The organism is Streptomyces sp. NPDC096013, assembly GCF_044763565.1.
GTDB lineage: Bacteria > Actinomycetota > Actinomycetes > Streptomycetales > Streptomycetaceae > Streptomyces.
Genome location: NZ_JBIWGK010000024.1, coordinates 97,634 through 111,812 on the forward strand (window position 1 = coordinate 97,634; position 14,179 = coordinate 111,812).

The 14,179-nt window shown below is 69.0% G+C and carries 13 protein-coding genes; 9 read left to right on the forward strand and 4 right to left on the reverse strand.

Features of this window, described 5'->3' with window-relative positions:
* Positions 1–636, reverse strand: coding sequence for a TetR/AcrR family transcriptional regulator (locus ACIRB1_RS43705; protein ID WP_403469549.1), 636 nt, complete (start codon positions 634–636; stop codon positions 1–3).
* Between the two features lie 134 nt (positions 637–770).
* On the opposite strand from ACIRB1_RS43705, the gene ACIRB1_RS43710 reads away from it, so the two are divergent.
* From ACIRB1_RS43710 to ACIRB1_RS43735, 6 genes are read left to right on the forward strand one after another with little or no spacing between them, the layout of a single operon-like run.
* Positions 771–1,913 carry a VOC family protein gene (locus tag ACIRB1_RS43710; protein ID WP_403469550.1) on the forward strand — a complete coding sequence of 381 codons (1,143 nt, stop codon included), beginning with the start codon at positions 771–773 and terminating at the stop codon, positions 1,911–1,913.
* A gap of 36 nt (positions 1,914–1,949) precedes the next feature.
* Complete coding sequence (locus ACIRB1_RS43715; RefSeq protein WP_403469551.1) at positions 1,950–2,912, forward strand: fumarylacetoacetate hydrolase family protein; 963 nt, start codon at positions 1,950–1,952, stop codon at positions 2,910–2,912.
* A gap of 19 nt (positions 2,913–2,931) precedes the next feature.
* Positions 2,932–4,512, forward strand: coding sequence for a bifunctional 3-(3-hydroxy-phenyl)propionate/3-hydroxycinnamic acid hydroxylase (locus tag ACIRB1_RS43720; RefSeq protein ID WP_403469552.1), 1,581 nt, complete (start codon positions 2,932–2,934; stop codon positions 4,510–4,512).
* Positions 4,509–6,476, forward strand: a complete 1,968-nt coding sequence (locus tag ACIRB1_RS43725; RefSeq protein ID WP_403469553.1) for an acetoacetate--CoA ligase — start codon at positions 4,509–4,511, stop codon at positions 6,474–6,476. The genes ACIRB1_RS43720 and ACIRB1_RS43725 overlap by 4 nt, the downstream gene beginning before the upstream one ends.
* Positions 6,473–6,739: a hypothetical protein gene (locus ACIRB1_RS43730; protein WP_403469554.1), complete on the forward strand. Its 267-nt coding sequence runs from the start codon at positions 6,473–6,475 to the stop codon at positions 6,737–6,739. Before ACIRB1_RS43725 ends, ACIRB1_RS43730 begins: the two co-directional genes overlap by 4 nt.
* Positions 6,736–6,945: a hypothetical protein gene (locus ACIRB1_RS43735; RefSeq protein ID WP_403469555.1), complete on the forward strand. Its 210-nt coding sequence runs from the start codon at positions 6,736–6,738 to the stop codon at positions 6,943–6,945. Before ACIRB1_RS43730 ends, ACIRB1_RS43735 begins: the two co-directional genes overlap by 4 nt.
* A 377-nt stretch (positions 6,946–7,322) precedes the next feature.
* On the opposite strand, the gene ACIRB1_RS43740 is transcribed toward ACIRB1_RS43735, so the two are convergent.
* Positions 7,323–8,252, reverse strand: a complete 930-nt coding sequence (locus tag ACIRB1_RS43740; protein ID WP_403469556.1) for a LysR family transcriptional regulator — start codon at positions 8,250–8,252, stop codon at positions 7,323–7,325.
* 148 nt (positions 8,253–8,400) lie between these two features.
* On the opposite strand from ACIRB1_RS43740, the gene ACIRB1_RS43745 reads away from it, so the two are divergent.
* Complete coding sequence (locus ACIRB1_RS43745; protein ID WP_403469557.1) at positions 8,401–9,312, forward strand: SDR family oxidoreductase; 912 nt, start codon at positions 8,401–8,403, stop codon at positions 9,310–9,312.
* Between the two features lie 75 nt (positions 9,313–9,387).
* Here ACIRB1_RS43745 and ACIRB1_RS43750 read toward each other — a convergent pair whose 3' ends face one another.
* Positions 9,388–9,513, reverse strand: coding sequence for a hypothetical protein (locus tag ACIRB1_RS43750; RefSeq protein ID WP_403469558.1), 126 nt, complete (start codon positions 9,511–9,513; stop codon positions 9,388–9,390).
* A gap of 60 nt (positions 9,514–9,573) precedes the next feature.
* Positions 9,574–9,774, reverse strand: a complete 201-nt coding sequence (locus ACIRB1_RS43755; RefSeq protein WP_403469559.1) for a hypothetical protein — start codon at positions 9,772–9,774, stop codon at positions 9,574–9,576.
* 397 nt (positions 9,775–10,171) lie between these two features.
* On the opposite strand from ACIRB1_RS43755, the gene ACIRB1_RS43760 reads away from it, so the two are divergent.
* On the forward strand, positions 10,172–12,010 hold the full coding sequence (locus ACIRB1_RS43760; RefSeq protein WP_403469560.1) for a protein kinase: 1,839 nt from the start codon (positions 10,172–10,174) through the stop codon (positions 12,008–12,010).
* Between the two features lie 614 nt (positions 12,011–12,624).
* Positions 12,625–13,539 carry a helix-turn-helix domain-containing protein gene (locus tag ACIRB1_RS43765; RefSeq protein WP_403469561.1) on the forward strand — a complete coding sequence of 305 codons (915 nt, stop codon included), beginning with the start codon at positions 12,625–12,627 and terminating at the stop codon, positions 13,537–13,539.
* Positions 13,540–14,179 lie beyond the last annotated feature (640 nt).

Below are 14,179 nucleotides of genomic sequence, written 5' to 3' on the forward strand. Positions count from 1 at the left end.
TCAGCCGGCGTCAGGCAAGGGGCGTCGGGCGACCTCGTGCGCTTCGTCCGCGGGCAGGCCCAGCATCCGCAGGACCATCTCAGCCAAGGTGACCGCGGCCTCGTCACCGTCCACCTCGGGGCGGGCGAACCGCAGCTCCACCAGGGACAGCAGGGTTCCGCCCAGTGCGGACAGGGCGACCACGGGGTCGACGGGCGTGAAGCGGCCGGAGGCGATGCCGACCTCGAGATCACGCAGGGCACGTCGGGCCAGTCCCTTGCCCGAGTGGATGTGCCCGAGGCCACGGCGGCGCAGGACCTGCATCAACTCCGGGTGGGACTCGGCCATGCGGGCACTGAGCCGAAAGCCGCCCGCGACCCGCTCCGCCGGGTCGTCGATCCCCGTCAGACGCTCGTCGAATTCCTGCCCGAACTCCTCGAGGGCGTCCACCACCGCCGCCTCGAACAACTCCGCCTTGGACTCGAAGTGGTTGTAGAAGGAGCCGAAGCCCACGTCCGCCCGCTCGGCGATCGCCTGGATGCTCACGCTCGTGTCGCCGCTCTCGGCGAGTATCTGCCGGGCCGCTCGCACGAGAGCTCTACGGGTCTCTGCGCGACGCCGCTCGAACCGGTTGCTGGGCGGGGCTGACGTAGACATGCGCAGAGTCTAACGGGCGCACGACGACGATCGCAGTCCTGATGAATTCATCATTTCCTGCGCCGAACATCTTGACGGCGGAACTGTCACAGTTGATGATTTCCTCATTACGGCAATGTTGCTCGGAGGGCACCATGTCTGAAACACGCGTCAACGGGGACGTCATCACGGCCCACCAGGACCTCCACAGTGAGCAGGGCGCCCTGCGCGGCGAACACCCCGGCCGCTCCCGGAATCCCGTGATCAAGGTGGCGGACCTGGCCTGGCTGGAGTTCGAGAAGCCCGACCTGGACCGGGCGGAGGTCTTCGCCCGGGACTTCGGGTTCGCCGTCGCCGCCCGCACCGCGAGCGAACTGTGGCTGCGGGGCACCTTCGCGGGCTCCCCCTGCATGGTGATCCGGCGCGGCCGCACGTCCCGCTTCATCGGCCCGGTGTTCCGCGCGGCGGAGCGGGGCGATCTGGACCGGCTGGCCCGCGCCACCGGATCGTCCGTACGGGACTCCGACGTGCCCGGCGGCGGCAAGGTGGTCGACCTGCTCGACCCCTCCGGCTTCCCGGTCCGGGTCGTGCACTGCGGCGAACGGCTCCCCGCACTGCCGGAACAGCGGCCGCTGCTCCTCAATTTCGGCACGGATCACCGTCGTACCAACGCCACCCAGCGGCCACCGCGCGAGCCGTCCCGCATCCAGCGGCTCGGCCACGTGGTGCTGGAGACGCGCGTGTTCGGCCGGGCCCTGGACTGGTACCTGGACACCCTCGGGATGATCGTGTCCGACTTCCTGTTCCTGGACGGGCAGCGCGGGCGCGGCCCGACGATGGCGTTCATCCGCTGCGACCTGGGCGGTGTGCCGGCCGACCACCACACCCTCGCGATGCACCTGGGGCCGGGGACGGGGTACGTCCACTCCGCGTACCAGGTCACCGACCTGGACTCCATCGCCGCCGGCGGCGAGTACCTCAAGGAGCGCGGATACAAGCGCAGTTGGGGCATCGGCCGGCACATCCAGGGCAGCCAGCTCTTCGACTACTGGCGCGACCCCGACCACTTCATGCTGGAGCACTTCGCCGACGGCGACCTGTTCTCCTGCGACGTCGAGCCCGGCTGGGCGCCGATGTCGACCAGCGGGCTCGCCCAGTGGGGCCCGCCGGCCACCCGCGACTTCCTCGGCGCGAGCCCCTCCCCGCAGCGGGTCCGCGATGTCATCGAGGCCCTGCGCGGCGACAACGAGATGGACCCGGCACGACTGTTCGGCCTGCTCAAGGCCGCAAACTCCTGACCTCCGCACGCGAATCCCCCTCACAAAGGCACTGACATGAGCACCAATGTCCTGCGCACCGCCGACGGCTGGTGGGTCGTCCTCGGCGAACGCGCCGTCCCGGTCGACACCAAGGCCGCCACCACCGCCGAACTGCTCGCCGACCGCGACGCCGTACGAGAGGCGGCCCTCACAGCCGCGCGAGAGGCGACCCTCTCAGGTGAGGCGGGAACGCCCGTCGTCGACCTGGTGGCGCTCTCGCCGGTCACCACGCCGTGCCGGGTGGTCGCCCAGATGGTCAACTACGGCAGCCACGCCCGCGATTCGGGCTTCAAGGGTGACATCCCGCCCGCCTTCTTCCGCAAGGCGTCCGGCTCGGTCAGCGGCCCCGGCGACGCCGTCGTCCGCCCCTCCCACGTGAAGTTCCTCGACTACGAGATCGAACTCGGGCTCGTCATGGGCGCGCCGCTGCCCGTTGGCACCGTCGTCGAGGAGCGGGACCTGCCGTCATACGTCGCAGGACTGGTGATCACGAACGACGTCAGCGCCCGTGAGGTGCAGCTGACCAAGACGCAGTTCTACGAGAGCAAGTCGTACCCGACCTTCACGCCGACCGGCCCGTACCTGTCGTTGCTTGAGCCGGAGGACTTCACCCATCTCCTGGACCTGCGGCTCAAGTTGACCGTCAACGGCGAGCTGCGCCAGGACCGCACCCTGGCCGACATGATCGTCCGCCCGGCACAGGCACTCACCCTGCTCGCCCGCTTCCAGACCCTGGACGCCGGCGACCTGCTCCTCACGGGCACTCCCGGCGGCACCGCCTTGAAGGCCCCGCCGAAGGCCGTCGAGAAGATCGGCGCGCTGCTGCCACCCGCCGTGAAGTGGAGGGCGTTCTTCAAGAGCCAGGCGAAGAACCCGCACTACCTGAACCCGGGCGACGTGGTCACGGCGACGATCGCGACCCCCGACGGCCGCATCGACCTCGGCGAGCAGCGCACGCCCGTCGCGGCCGCGAACTAGACCCCGAGGTGAGCCGCACATGACCGTCGATGAAGCCGCACGTGTGCCCGTCGTGATCGTCGGGGCTGGGCCGGTGGGCGTGACCGCCGCCCTTCTCCTCGCCCGGCGCGGAGTCCGCAGTGTCGTCCTCGAACGCCACCGGGACATCTACCCGCTCCCCCGCGCTGTCGCAAGCGACGACGAGATCCACCGGATCCTTCAGGCTGCGGGCGTCGGTGAGGAGTTCGCCGCGATCGTCCGCCCGGCGAAGGGGCTGCGCCTGCTGGACGCCCGGCACCGGGTGATGGCCGAGTTCCGGCGCACCGAGCACGGCCGGCACGGCTACCCGCAGACCAGCATGTTCGACCAGCCCGAGCTGGAACGCGTACTGCGCGACGCCTTGGCCCGGCGCCCCGAGTGCGAACTGCGCGGTGGCGTCGAGGTCACCGGCGTCGGCCCGGACTCCACCGGCCCCGTCCGTGTCACCTACCGCGACGACACCGGCGAGCACGAGCTGTGGGCCGACGCGGTCCTCGGCTGCGACGGCGCGGGCAGCCTCACCCGCGAAGCCATCGGTGGCGCCTGGGAGGATCTGCGCTTCGAGGAACGCTGGAAGGTCATCGACGTCGACACGACGGGCCCTGTCCGCTGCTGGGAAGGCGTCGACCAGGTCTGCGACCCGGTCCGGCCGGCCACCTTCATGCGCGTGAGCGAGAACCGCTACCGCTGGGAGTTCCGGCTCGGGGAAGGGCAAGAGACGGTCCGTGAGCTGGTCGCCCCGTGGCTGCCGCCCTCGTACGACGGGGACTTCGACGTCGTCCGTGAGACGCAGTACACCTTCCGGGCCCGCGTCGCCGACCGCTGGCGCCGCGGCCGGGTCTTCCTGCTCGGCGACGCCGCCCACCTCACCCCGCCGTTCATCGGACAGGGCCTGTGCTCGGGGCTGCGGGACGCCTACAACCTCACCTGGAAACTCGCCCGCGTCCTCCAGCAGGGCGGCGACGAACGGCTGTTGGACACCTACGAGAGCGAACGCAGGCCGCACGCCCGGCATGTGGTGCGCCTCGCGGTCGCCATGGGCTGGGCCATGACCGGCGGCCAGGACGGCGCCGCCGCGATCCGCCGCAGGGCCCTGGCCGCGGCCTGCCGCATACCCGGCCTGACCGAGCTGGCCGGCCGCGACCTCAGCCCGCCCCTGACCGCCGGACCGCTCGTGCGGCGCGGGGTCCGCCGACGCCTGCCGGGCACCCACTGTCCGCAACCGTGGGTGAGCGCCGGCGGACGGCGTACCCGTCTCGACGAGTTGCTCGGCGACTCCTTCACCGTGGTGACCGCGACCGAATCCGGCCCCTCCCTGACCGCGCTTGCCCACAGCCTCGGCATACGCGCGCTCTGCGTGGCCGACCTCGGCGACGACGGCACCCTCGCCGCTTGGCTGCGCGGCGGACGCGCGGACGCGGTCCTGCTGCGGCCCGACGGCGTCGTGATGGACGTCGTCCCCTCAGGTAGTCACGACTTCACGTCGACCGCCGTCTGGGCCTCCCTGCTGCACACCACCCGAAGCCCCGTCCCTTCTGAACGGATGGCGCCGAAAAGCCTGTTGAGGAGTACGACGCGATGAGTACGCCCTTCTTCACCCCCGATCCGCAGACGGCGGCCGCCAGTCGCATAGCGGACTTCGCCCGGCTCCAGGGCATGGATCCGGGCGACTACGCCGCCCTGCATCAGTGGTCGGTCACCGACCTGGAGGGCTTCTGGGGCGCGGTGTGGGAGTACTTCGACATCGCCGCCGACACCCCCTACGAGCAGGTGCTGGCCGAGGAGCGGATGCCGGGCGCCCGCTGGTTCCCCGGCGCCACCCTCAATTACGCTCACCATGCTCTGCGTAACCTGGCCGAGGACGACGCGGCGATCCTCGCCCTCGACGAGACCGGTGCGGGGTACGAGATGACCGGCGGGCGGGTGCGCGCACTGGTCGCCTCCGTCGCCGCCACCCTGCGCGACCTCGGCGTCGGCCAGGGCGACCGAGTCGTCGGCTACCTGCCCAACACCCCGCACGCCATCATCGCGTTCCTCGCCGCCGCGAGCCTGGGCGCCGTCTGGTCGGTGTGCGGTCAGGACTACGCTCCCAAGGCCGCCGCCGACCGCTTCACCCAGCTCGAACCCACCGTGCTGATCGCCGCCGACGGCTACCTGTTCAACGGCACCACCCACGACCGCCGCGACGCCGTCCTCGAACTCGCCCACGCCCTCCCCACGTTGAAGGCGACGCTGCTGGTGGACCACATGGGCCTGCCCTGGCCGTCGCAGGCGTACCCGTCGCTGGTGGTCCCCTGGGAGGACGCCTCCACCCGCGCCGAGGAGCTGGCCTGCGTACCGGTCCCGTTCGACCATCCGCTGTGGGTCGTCTTCTCCTCCGGGACCACCGGCCTGCCCAAGGGCATCGTCCATGGCCACGGCGGCGTTCTCCTGGAGCACCTCAAAACCCTCGGTCTGCACTCGGACCTGGGCCCCGGCGACCGTCTGCTCTGGTACACCACCACTCACTGGATGATGTGGAACTTGGTCGCCTCCACCCTCCTCACCGGCGCCACGACCTGCACCTATGACGGCAGCCCGGCCCCCTTTGCCAAGCCCGACGTCCTGTGGGAACTGGCCGCCCGCCGCCGCGTCACCGTCTTCGGCACCAGCCCCCAATATCTGCTGGGCATGGCCAAGTTCGGCATCGACCCATCCGCGCACGACCTGTCGGCTGTCCGCGTCATCGGCTGCACGGGCTCGGCCCTGCCCGCCTCGGCCTACCCCTGGGTCCGCGACCACGTCGGCGACCACGTTCTGCTGGCCTCCATCAGCGGCGGCACCGACATCGTCTCCGGCTTCGCCGGCAGCGCACCCAACACCCCCGTCTGGGCAGGGGAGTTGTCGGCCCCCCACCTGGGCGTGGCACTGGCCGCGTACGACGCCGAAGGCTTCCCCGTCATCGACCAGGTCGGCGAGCTGGTCGTCACACGCCCCATGCCCTCGATGCCGCTGTACTTCTGGAACGACCCCGACGGCAGCCGCTACCGGGACGCCTACTTCTCCTCCTACCCCGGCGTGTGGCGACACGGCGACTGGATCACCGTCACGGGACACGGCTCGGTGATCGTCCACGGCCGCTCCGACTCGACGCTGAACCGCAACGGTGTCCGCCTGGGCAGCGCCGACATCCACGATGTCGTCGAACGTCTCCCCGAGATCGCCGAGGCCCTGGTCATCGGCGCGGAGGAGCCGGACGGCAGCTACTGGATGCCGCTGTTCGTGGTCCCAACGGCGGGCGTCGAACTCGACGACACCCTCCGGGAGAGGATCAAGGACGCCGTCCGCACCGGCGCCTCACCCCGCCACGTCCCCGACGAGATCCTCGAAGTGCCGGGCATCCCGCACACCCGTACCGGCAAGAAGCTGGAGGTCCCGATCAAGCGGCTGCTCCAGGGCGCCGCGGTCGAGCAGGTCGTCAATCCGGCCACTGTGGACAGCCCCGAACTCATCGACCACTACGTCCGGCTGGGCGAGGAGCGCCGCAAGGGCAGGTCCGCCTCATGACCACCGTGCTCGCCACCGTCCTGTCCCTGGTCTTCCTCCCGCTGGGCCTGGCCAAGATCGCAGGGGTACCGGTCATGCGGCAGGCAGCGGCCCACCTCGGCATGTCGACCGGCCGCGACCACTACGAGAACCTCGGCGGCCGGAGACCATCCCCGCCTACTGACACCCATGAGCTCCCGCCCCGGCCACCATCCCAGACCCAGCAACCGAGCGGGTCGCACCGCACAGCACGGCGACGCCACCCCAGAAGGGCAGGTCAATGACCGTCACACTCGAACAGCCCACCAGGACCGCGGACCTCGACATACTCACCGGCCTGTGCGGCCAGTCCCCACAGCAGTTGGAGGACCTCCTCGACCAACTCGTCCGCTCCCGCCTCCTGGCCGGCTGGCGGCACATCAGCCACGAGGAGATCTCCTGGCGCTTGTCACCTCAAGTAGAGGTGGGCCGGGCAGCGAATCAACGGTGACGGCACGGCTGCCAATTACTGGGTGTAATGCCAGGGCTTCGGCGTTGTCGCATAACGACCGTCTCGTGATCAGGTGAGTTGGAGGAGAGGGAGGGGGCGGTCCGTGTTGCGGACGTTGCGTCGCCCCAGCCAGGCGCAGGGCTCCGATGGCGAGGTTGCACCAGGTCGCCACCGCGCGGGGGCGCCGCCAGCCAGCACCGGGAGGCGTCCTCGACGAAGGTGGTGTCAGGGTGGGTCTGGGTGGGCTGCCGTTGTGGATCATCAGGCCTTGTTCGATGAAGTGCGCGGCGCTGGAGGGGCAGGCTTCGCACCTGTGCCGGTCGACTTGATCCTTAACTGCGCCAACCGTTGATCCTGCAAGCCGTTGCCGGTCTCTGTCAGTGCATTTCCCGGAGGTTTGGGGAGCGCGTCGCGCCCCTCCCAGTGAGCTGGTTCACAGCAATGTCGAGGAAGTACTCGACGAGCGGTCGACGGTCTTCGGCCCTGGTCGCGAGCACGACTCGGCACGGTTCGATTCCTTCAACGGGAATGGTCGTGAGGTCGTGTCGAAGGGAGGTGTGCTCGCCGCTGGCCGGCGCGAGGGCGAGGGCCTGGCCGCTGGCGATGAGTTCGAGTTTGTCTGCCGCGGACGCGGCGAGTGGGCCTTCGGGCGTCGGGCGCCCGTTCGGGCGTGGGTCGAGACGCCAGAATGCGTCATACGCCGCGTCGGCGTACCGGACCAGGGCTTCGTCCGCAAAGTCGTCAATGGTGACCGACGTACGGCCGGCGAGACGATGGAACGTGGGCACCACGAGCACCCGGGGCTCCTCGTAGAGGGCCGTTACGCGCAGTTGGTCGGTCGGGAACGGCTCTCGGGCGAGGACCGTGTCGACCCGGTAGTCCAGGAGGGCCGCCTCTACCTGGCTGACGTCCAGATGCAGGGTGCGCACCTCGGCGTCGGGACACCGGTTGCGCAGTTCGCGCGCCGCGGTGGTCACGATGAGGCCGCCCGTGTATCCGATGGTGAATTCGTCGGGGCCAACGGCGGCGCGGGTCGTCGCCACGGCTTGCCGGGCGGAGTGCAGGAGTGCGTGCGCCTGAGGCAGGAAGATCCGGCCCGCCTCGGTGAGGTGGCTGCCCTGTTTCGTGCGATCGAGCAGGCGGACACCCATCCGTTCTTCGAGGCGCTGAATCTGCCGGCTCAGCGACGGCTGCGCGAGGTGCAGGGCGTCGGCCGCGCGGTGGAAGTTGAGGTGCTCGGCGACGACCGTGAAGTACCGCACGAGGCGCAGGTCGAGGTCCGCCGAGGAGGAGGGATGGCCGGGCACGCCGCCAGGATACTCGTGATACCCATTTCGCATCACGTGGTGCGGAACAGGACTTGGACGCGGAGTGCCTGCGGTTCCTAGCGTTGAGGCACAAGCCCGCCCCTCTGCAGAGGCCGGGCTGACTCCAAGCCACAAGAGGATTGTCATCGTGCGCATTTTTGTCACCGGTGCCACCGGGTACATCGGATCCGCGGTTGTCCGCGAGCTCCTCGGAGCAGGCCATCAGGTCATCGGCCTCGCCCGCTCGGACTCGGCCGCCGCGACGTTGTCAGCGGTCGGCGCAGATGTGCGCCGCGGCGAACTGGAAGACCTCGACAGCTTGCGTGCCGGCGCCACTGCAGCGGACGGGGTCATTTACGCGGCCAACCAGCACATTACTGAGACCACGGATCCGGCCGCTCGCGCCCGGGTCGAACTGAGCGCCGTCGAAGCGATCGGGGCAGCACTTGAAGGCTCCGACAAACCCTTCGTGGTGACCTCGGGAACCTTGGGCCTGACGTTCGGTCGCCTGGGCACGGAAGCGGATAGCCCCGATGTGGAAAGGCTGGGGGCGTGGGCCCTGCGGGTTCCGACCGAGCAGGCCGTGATCGCGATGGGAGAGCGCGGCGTGCGCTCAGCTGCGCTACGGCTCGCACCGCTGGTGCACGGCGAGGGAGACCTGAAGGGTTTCACCCCGACGCTCATCGGCATCGCCCGCACGAAGGGCATGTCCGCCTATGTCGGCGACGGATCGAACCGGTGGCCTGCGGTGCACCGGCTGGACGCGGCGCACCTGTACCGGCTGGCTGTGGAGGCCGCCCCAGCCGGTTCGCGTCTGCACGCAGTCGGCGATGAGGGGGTGCCGTTTTGGGAGATCGCTGAGGCCATCGGCCGTCAGCTGAAGGTGCCGGTCGTCAGCGTCGCGGCCGAGAGCGCAGGCAACCACTTCGGATTTCTCGGCCCCCTGGTATCGATCGACAGCCCGACGTCGAGCGCACTGACGCAGGAACGCCTGGGATGGCGGCCGACGCGCCCCACGCTGATCGCGGACATCAAGGAAGACCACTACTTCAACAATTGACGACTCATCGTGGAGCGCACACTGGGTACTCCAGTGGGCAGGACTTCGACGAGTCGCATGGCGTACGCGGCTTGATCATGTGAGCCCGAGGAGAGCGAGCGGGCGGTCCGTATTGCGGGCGTTGCACCGCAGGACGGCGGCGATGTTGGTCGCGCCAGCCAGCCGCAGGGCGCCGATGGCGAGGTTGCGCCAGGTGGCCATCGCCCGGGGCGCATTGCCCGTGCGCAGTTGAGAGGCGTCCTCGGCGAAATGTCGTGTCTCTCACGTGGTGCAGGGCCTCGACCCGCCAGTGGCCACGGACAGGATCGCGAGGTGGGCCGGGGTGGCCTGCTCGGCGGTGAGGCTGGTGACGGCGTAGATGGTTTTGATGGTGGTCTTGCCGGTCTTGCGGTCGGTGCGGCGGCGCTTGATCTGGACGGCCTGCCGGGCCCCGGGGAAGAGCAGGTTGCTGACTGTAGCCACCTTGCCCTTGGAGTTGGTTGGAGCAACGCCGTGAGTGGTACTGCTTGTACCTACCCTGCCCCCTAGGCCGCTGCCGCCCCCGTAGAGGATGATCGGCACGCGGAGGGCCCGGCGAGTTCGTCGACCACAGTCGTCGGATCTTCATGATGTGAGACGGCGGCGCCGCCTCGCTCGCTGCGGGCCCTGCTCCTCATGGAACCGACCAACAACCCTGGTGTCGCCCCGCGCGCGACAACCGGGCCCGACGCGCCATGGAAAGCGGCTGCTTCCGGGCCCCTCGCTGCCAAAATGCTCCTCAACCAGCCGTAGGCGAAGGGCCGTTGGGCGTGCGGTCGTCCGGAGGAACCCCGTGGCGCCGTCGGCCGGATCGGTCTGAAGCAGAGAAAAGGAACCCACGGTGTCCGACGAAGGACGGCTGATCGCCGGCCGATACCTCATCCTCGACCGCATCGGCCGGGGCGGCATGGCCACCGTCTGGCGCGCCCACGACGAACTCCTCGGCCGCCAGGTCGCCGTGAAGAAGCTGCACTCCCAGCCCCAACTCGACGACGCCGAACTCGCCACCCTCTTCGAACGCGCTCGGCGCGAGGCGCACAGCGCCGCCCGGATCAGCCACCCGAACGTCGTTGTCGTCCACGACGTCGTGGACGACGAGGGCCGGCCCACCATCGTGATGGAGTACGTGCGCTCCACCACCCTCGCCGACCGGATCAAGGCGTACGGCACGGTCCCGCTCGACGAGGTCGCCCGGATCGGCCGGGGCGTGATCGCCGCGTTACGGGCCGCGCACCGGGCAGGGGTCCTGCACCGGGATGTGAAACCGGCCAACGTGCTGCTCGCTGAGGACGGCCGCGTGGTCCTCACCGACTTCGGCATCGCCCAGGCCGCCGAGACCTCGGCGCTCACCCGCACCGGCCAACTCGTGGGGTCGGTCGACTTCATGGCCCCCGAACGCCTCGTCGGCGCCAAACCCGGGCCGGAGGCCGACCTGTGGGCACTCGGCGCAACGCTCTTCGAAGCGGTCGAGGGCCGCTCACCATTCCGCCGGGGAACGGTGGCCCAGACGATGTACGCCATCGCCATGGAATCGGCCCCCGAGGTGCGCGGTGCCGGACCGCTCACTCCGCTGATCCAGGGCCTGCTCGTAGCCAAACCGGCCGACCGGCTGTCGGCCGAGGACGCCGAACGCATGCTGCGAAGACCGGCAGGCGCAGCGGGGCCCTCTGTTGTTCCACCCGCCGCCCATCCCATGGCCGTGGCCGACGACGCTCCCGCTCCCGCTCCCGCTCCCGCTTCGGCTCCGGCTCCGGCTCCGGCTCCGGCTCCGGCTCCGGCTCCGGCTCCGGCTACAGCCGCGAACCCAGTGCCCGAGTCCGCATCGCCATCGCCATCGTCATCGTCATCGTCATCGTCATCGTCATCGGGGCTCAACTCGAACCGCGGAACCGACGATGCCTCCGCAGCCGAGCCACCCGTAGAACCTCCACAGCCCGATACGACCGACCAACAGACGCACCGGCCCCCCGGCCGTTCGACGAAGCCGGTCGTGCTCGCCGCGGCCGTCGCCACGGCGCTGTTGATCACGATCGCCGTACTGCTGACCAACCTGCCAACGGGGAAGAGCAGCGCCACCGCGTCCGACGGCCCACTCCCGGCCGACAACCCCACCCAGCAGTCCACGGACACATCCGCACCCACGGTCTCCTCCCCCAAGGCGTCCCGCTCTGCGAGTTCCGGCGCCAAGTCTCCGACGCCGCACGCCTCTTCGAAGCCGACGTCCACAATCGTGCGGGAGGACTCCGAGCCGGAGTCCGGAGGCACTGCCGGATCCGAGGAAAGCGGATCCAGTGCAACAGTCGACCCGGCCGTCGGCCATGCCCTGGTGGTCCCCGCCACGCAGAAGTGCCTGAGCGGCGGCGCCGGGACCGAGGGAATCCAGCTGGTCCATGTCGCCTGCGACGGCTCCGCGGCACAGCGCTGGCAGACTGGATCGGGGGACACCTTCCGCTCCCTGGGGAAATGCATGACCGTGGCCGACGGAGCGAGCGACAACCGGACCGAGATCCAACTGAGCGCGTGCAGCGGCGACTCCAGCCAGCAATTCCACTTCTCCGGTACGGAACTGGTGGCCGATCAGTCACAGAAATGCGTCACCGTTTTCGGGGGCACGAGCGGCACGGTGGTGGTCCTGTGGGAATGCAACGCATGGGACAACCAGACGTGGACCCTCCAATAACATGGCCGACATGGCACTTCGGCATGGCTATGCGCGGTTAGCGTGAGCGCATGTCACCGCAGGACAGCGGGCTGACGGTGGACTGGGAGTATCTCCGGACTGCGCCCCGAAGAGCTGGCCGGTCTGGCCGGCATATCGAACTCGCCCCCCGCCACACCCTTCCAGGGCGGTTTCAAGTTTCGGGATTGGGTGGATCGTCCGCGTTGCGCCTCCGAGACCGTCGGCGAGGACAGCCGTGGATACGACGGCGGCAAGTCACCTGACGGCCGCAAGCGTCACATCCTGACCGACACCGATGGCCTGCTGGACGCCGCCGCATCGTTGGCGGCCCGCGTCGCCGCGAATGATGTCCAAGGCGAACCGCAAATCAAGCCTCAAGTGCCCCACATTTTCCGGGCGTTCGCCGGGCTGTTCGATGAGACCACCCCTGCGCCGCGGGCCGCCACCGTTAGCCAGGCGCACTGGACCGCTACCCCGACGCGTCCGGCGAGCCTCTGCCGTACGGCGCGCCGTAACCCGGCCCGGGCGGTCAGGACTCGACTCCGTGTAACAGATCCGTTATGCGGCAACACAAGCTTCGTGTCGTCCATGGCATCTGGACGACGATGGTCCGCATGGCGACGACGATGAATCACTTTGGCATGACTCTGCGCGGCTGGCGTGAGCGTATGTCACCGCAGGACATTGGCCTGGAGGCCGGCGGGGAGCGACGCGTCCCTGGACTGCGTCGTGAAGAACTGGCCCGTCTGGCAGGCATATCGGTCGACTACCTGGTCCTGCTGGAACAGGGCCGCGCTCGCAACCCCTCGGCCCAAGTGGTCACCGCTCTGGCCAGAGCACTGCGCCTCGCCCCGTCCGAGCGTGACCACCTGTTCCGCTGCGCCCAACTCGCACCGCCTTCTGCCGGGAACGTCTCGAGGCACATACCCGCGAGCGTGCAGCAACTGGTCCATCAGTTGGGAGCGACTCCCGCCGGGATCTTCGCCGCTGACTGGACCCTCATCGGCTGGAACAAGATGTGGACGGCCACGGCCGGCGACCCCCGCGCGTATGGCTGGGAGGGACGCAATCTCGTCGCCGGGATGTTCCAGACGAGAGCCAACAGAGACCGTGACCCGATTGCGGCATGGCCCGTTTGGTCATGGAGAGGCAGCGAAGCGGAAGAGGAGGACCTCGTCGCCGACCTGCGTCTGACGGCTGCCGCCCATCCCCAGGATGAACGTCTTGCCTCACTCGTCGAAGGCATGCTTCGACGGGAACCAGCGTTCACCCGACTGTGGTTCAACGGCACTGCCACCCCCTGGGCCGGCGACCGCAAGACCATCGAACATCCACGGGTGGGTGACATCACCCTCGACGTCGATGTCCTGATGCCTGCCGGCACCGACCTCCGGATCCTCACGTGTGCGGCTGCGGCCGAGACCACTGACGCAGAGAAGCTGGATGCTCTACGTGCGGCCTGTCATCTGCAGGGAAACAGCCTGACCCGCCCCGATCCAGAGGTCTCCAGCCCTGATCGAGGACTGTGACCCGGCTACCGACCGGCCTCACCTACCCCTGCTTGTCGCTGTGCAACTGACGATCACCGATGGGTGTGGCTCGGCTCATACAAGATTTTCGTAAGCTCAGTGCTGCGGTGGTCAGGAACACGGTGCGGACACGGGGGACGAACTGGCCGGGTATGGACTGGGCACCTTGGTGAAGCGGCCGGTGCGGTAAGGGCCGGCGACCGCCCCGGAGCGTGAGCCTGGCTGAGCGTTACAACGTGGGCAGGGGTGGCGCTCGACGTCGTCCGCTTCGGACGTGGGTGCGATCTGGTTCCGTCATGACCCTGTGTGCTGCCACAAACATTTCCCAGAACGTGCCTGGTGCCACTTTTGAGTGAGGACGAGTTGCGACAGTGAATCCGCGACCCGGACCGCTCCCGCCGACTGTTCTTGGTCTTGCTCCGAGAATGGGATCATTTGTGAGAAGCCGTGTCACAGCTTCACGGTGAATGATGGGTGGTGGCCAGAACGGACGTTGCCTCTTCGTCGTGTGTCTCAGCGACGCCCCTTCAAGGCGCAGATCGCTCAGACGTCATCCGCTTTCCGAACGTGATCGTTTGGTTCGAGTGGGTGGGCATGAACTCTCGTTCGTAGCGGGAGAGATGGGCGTGGTTGGTCCGTT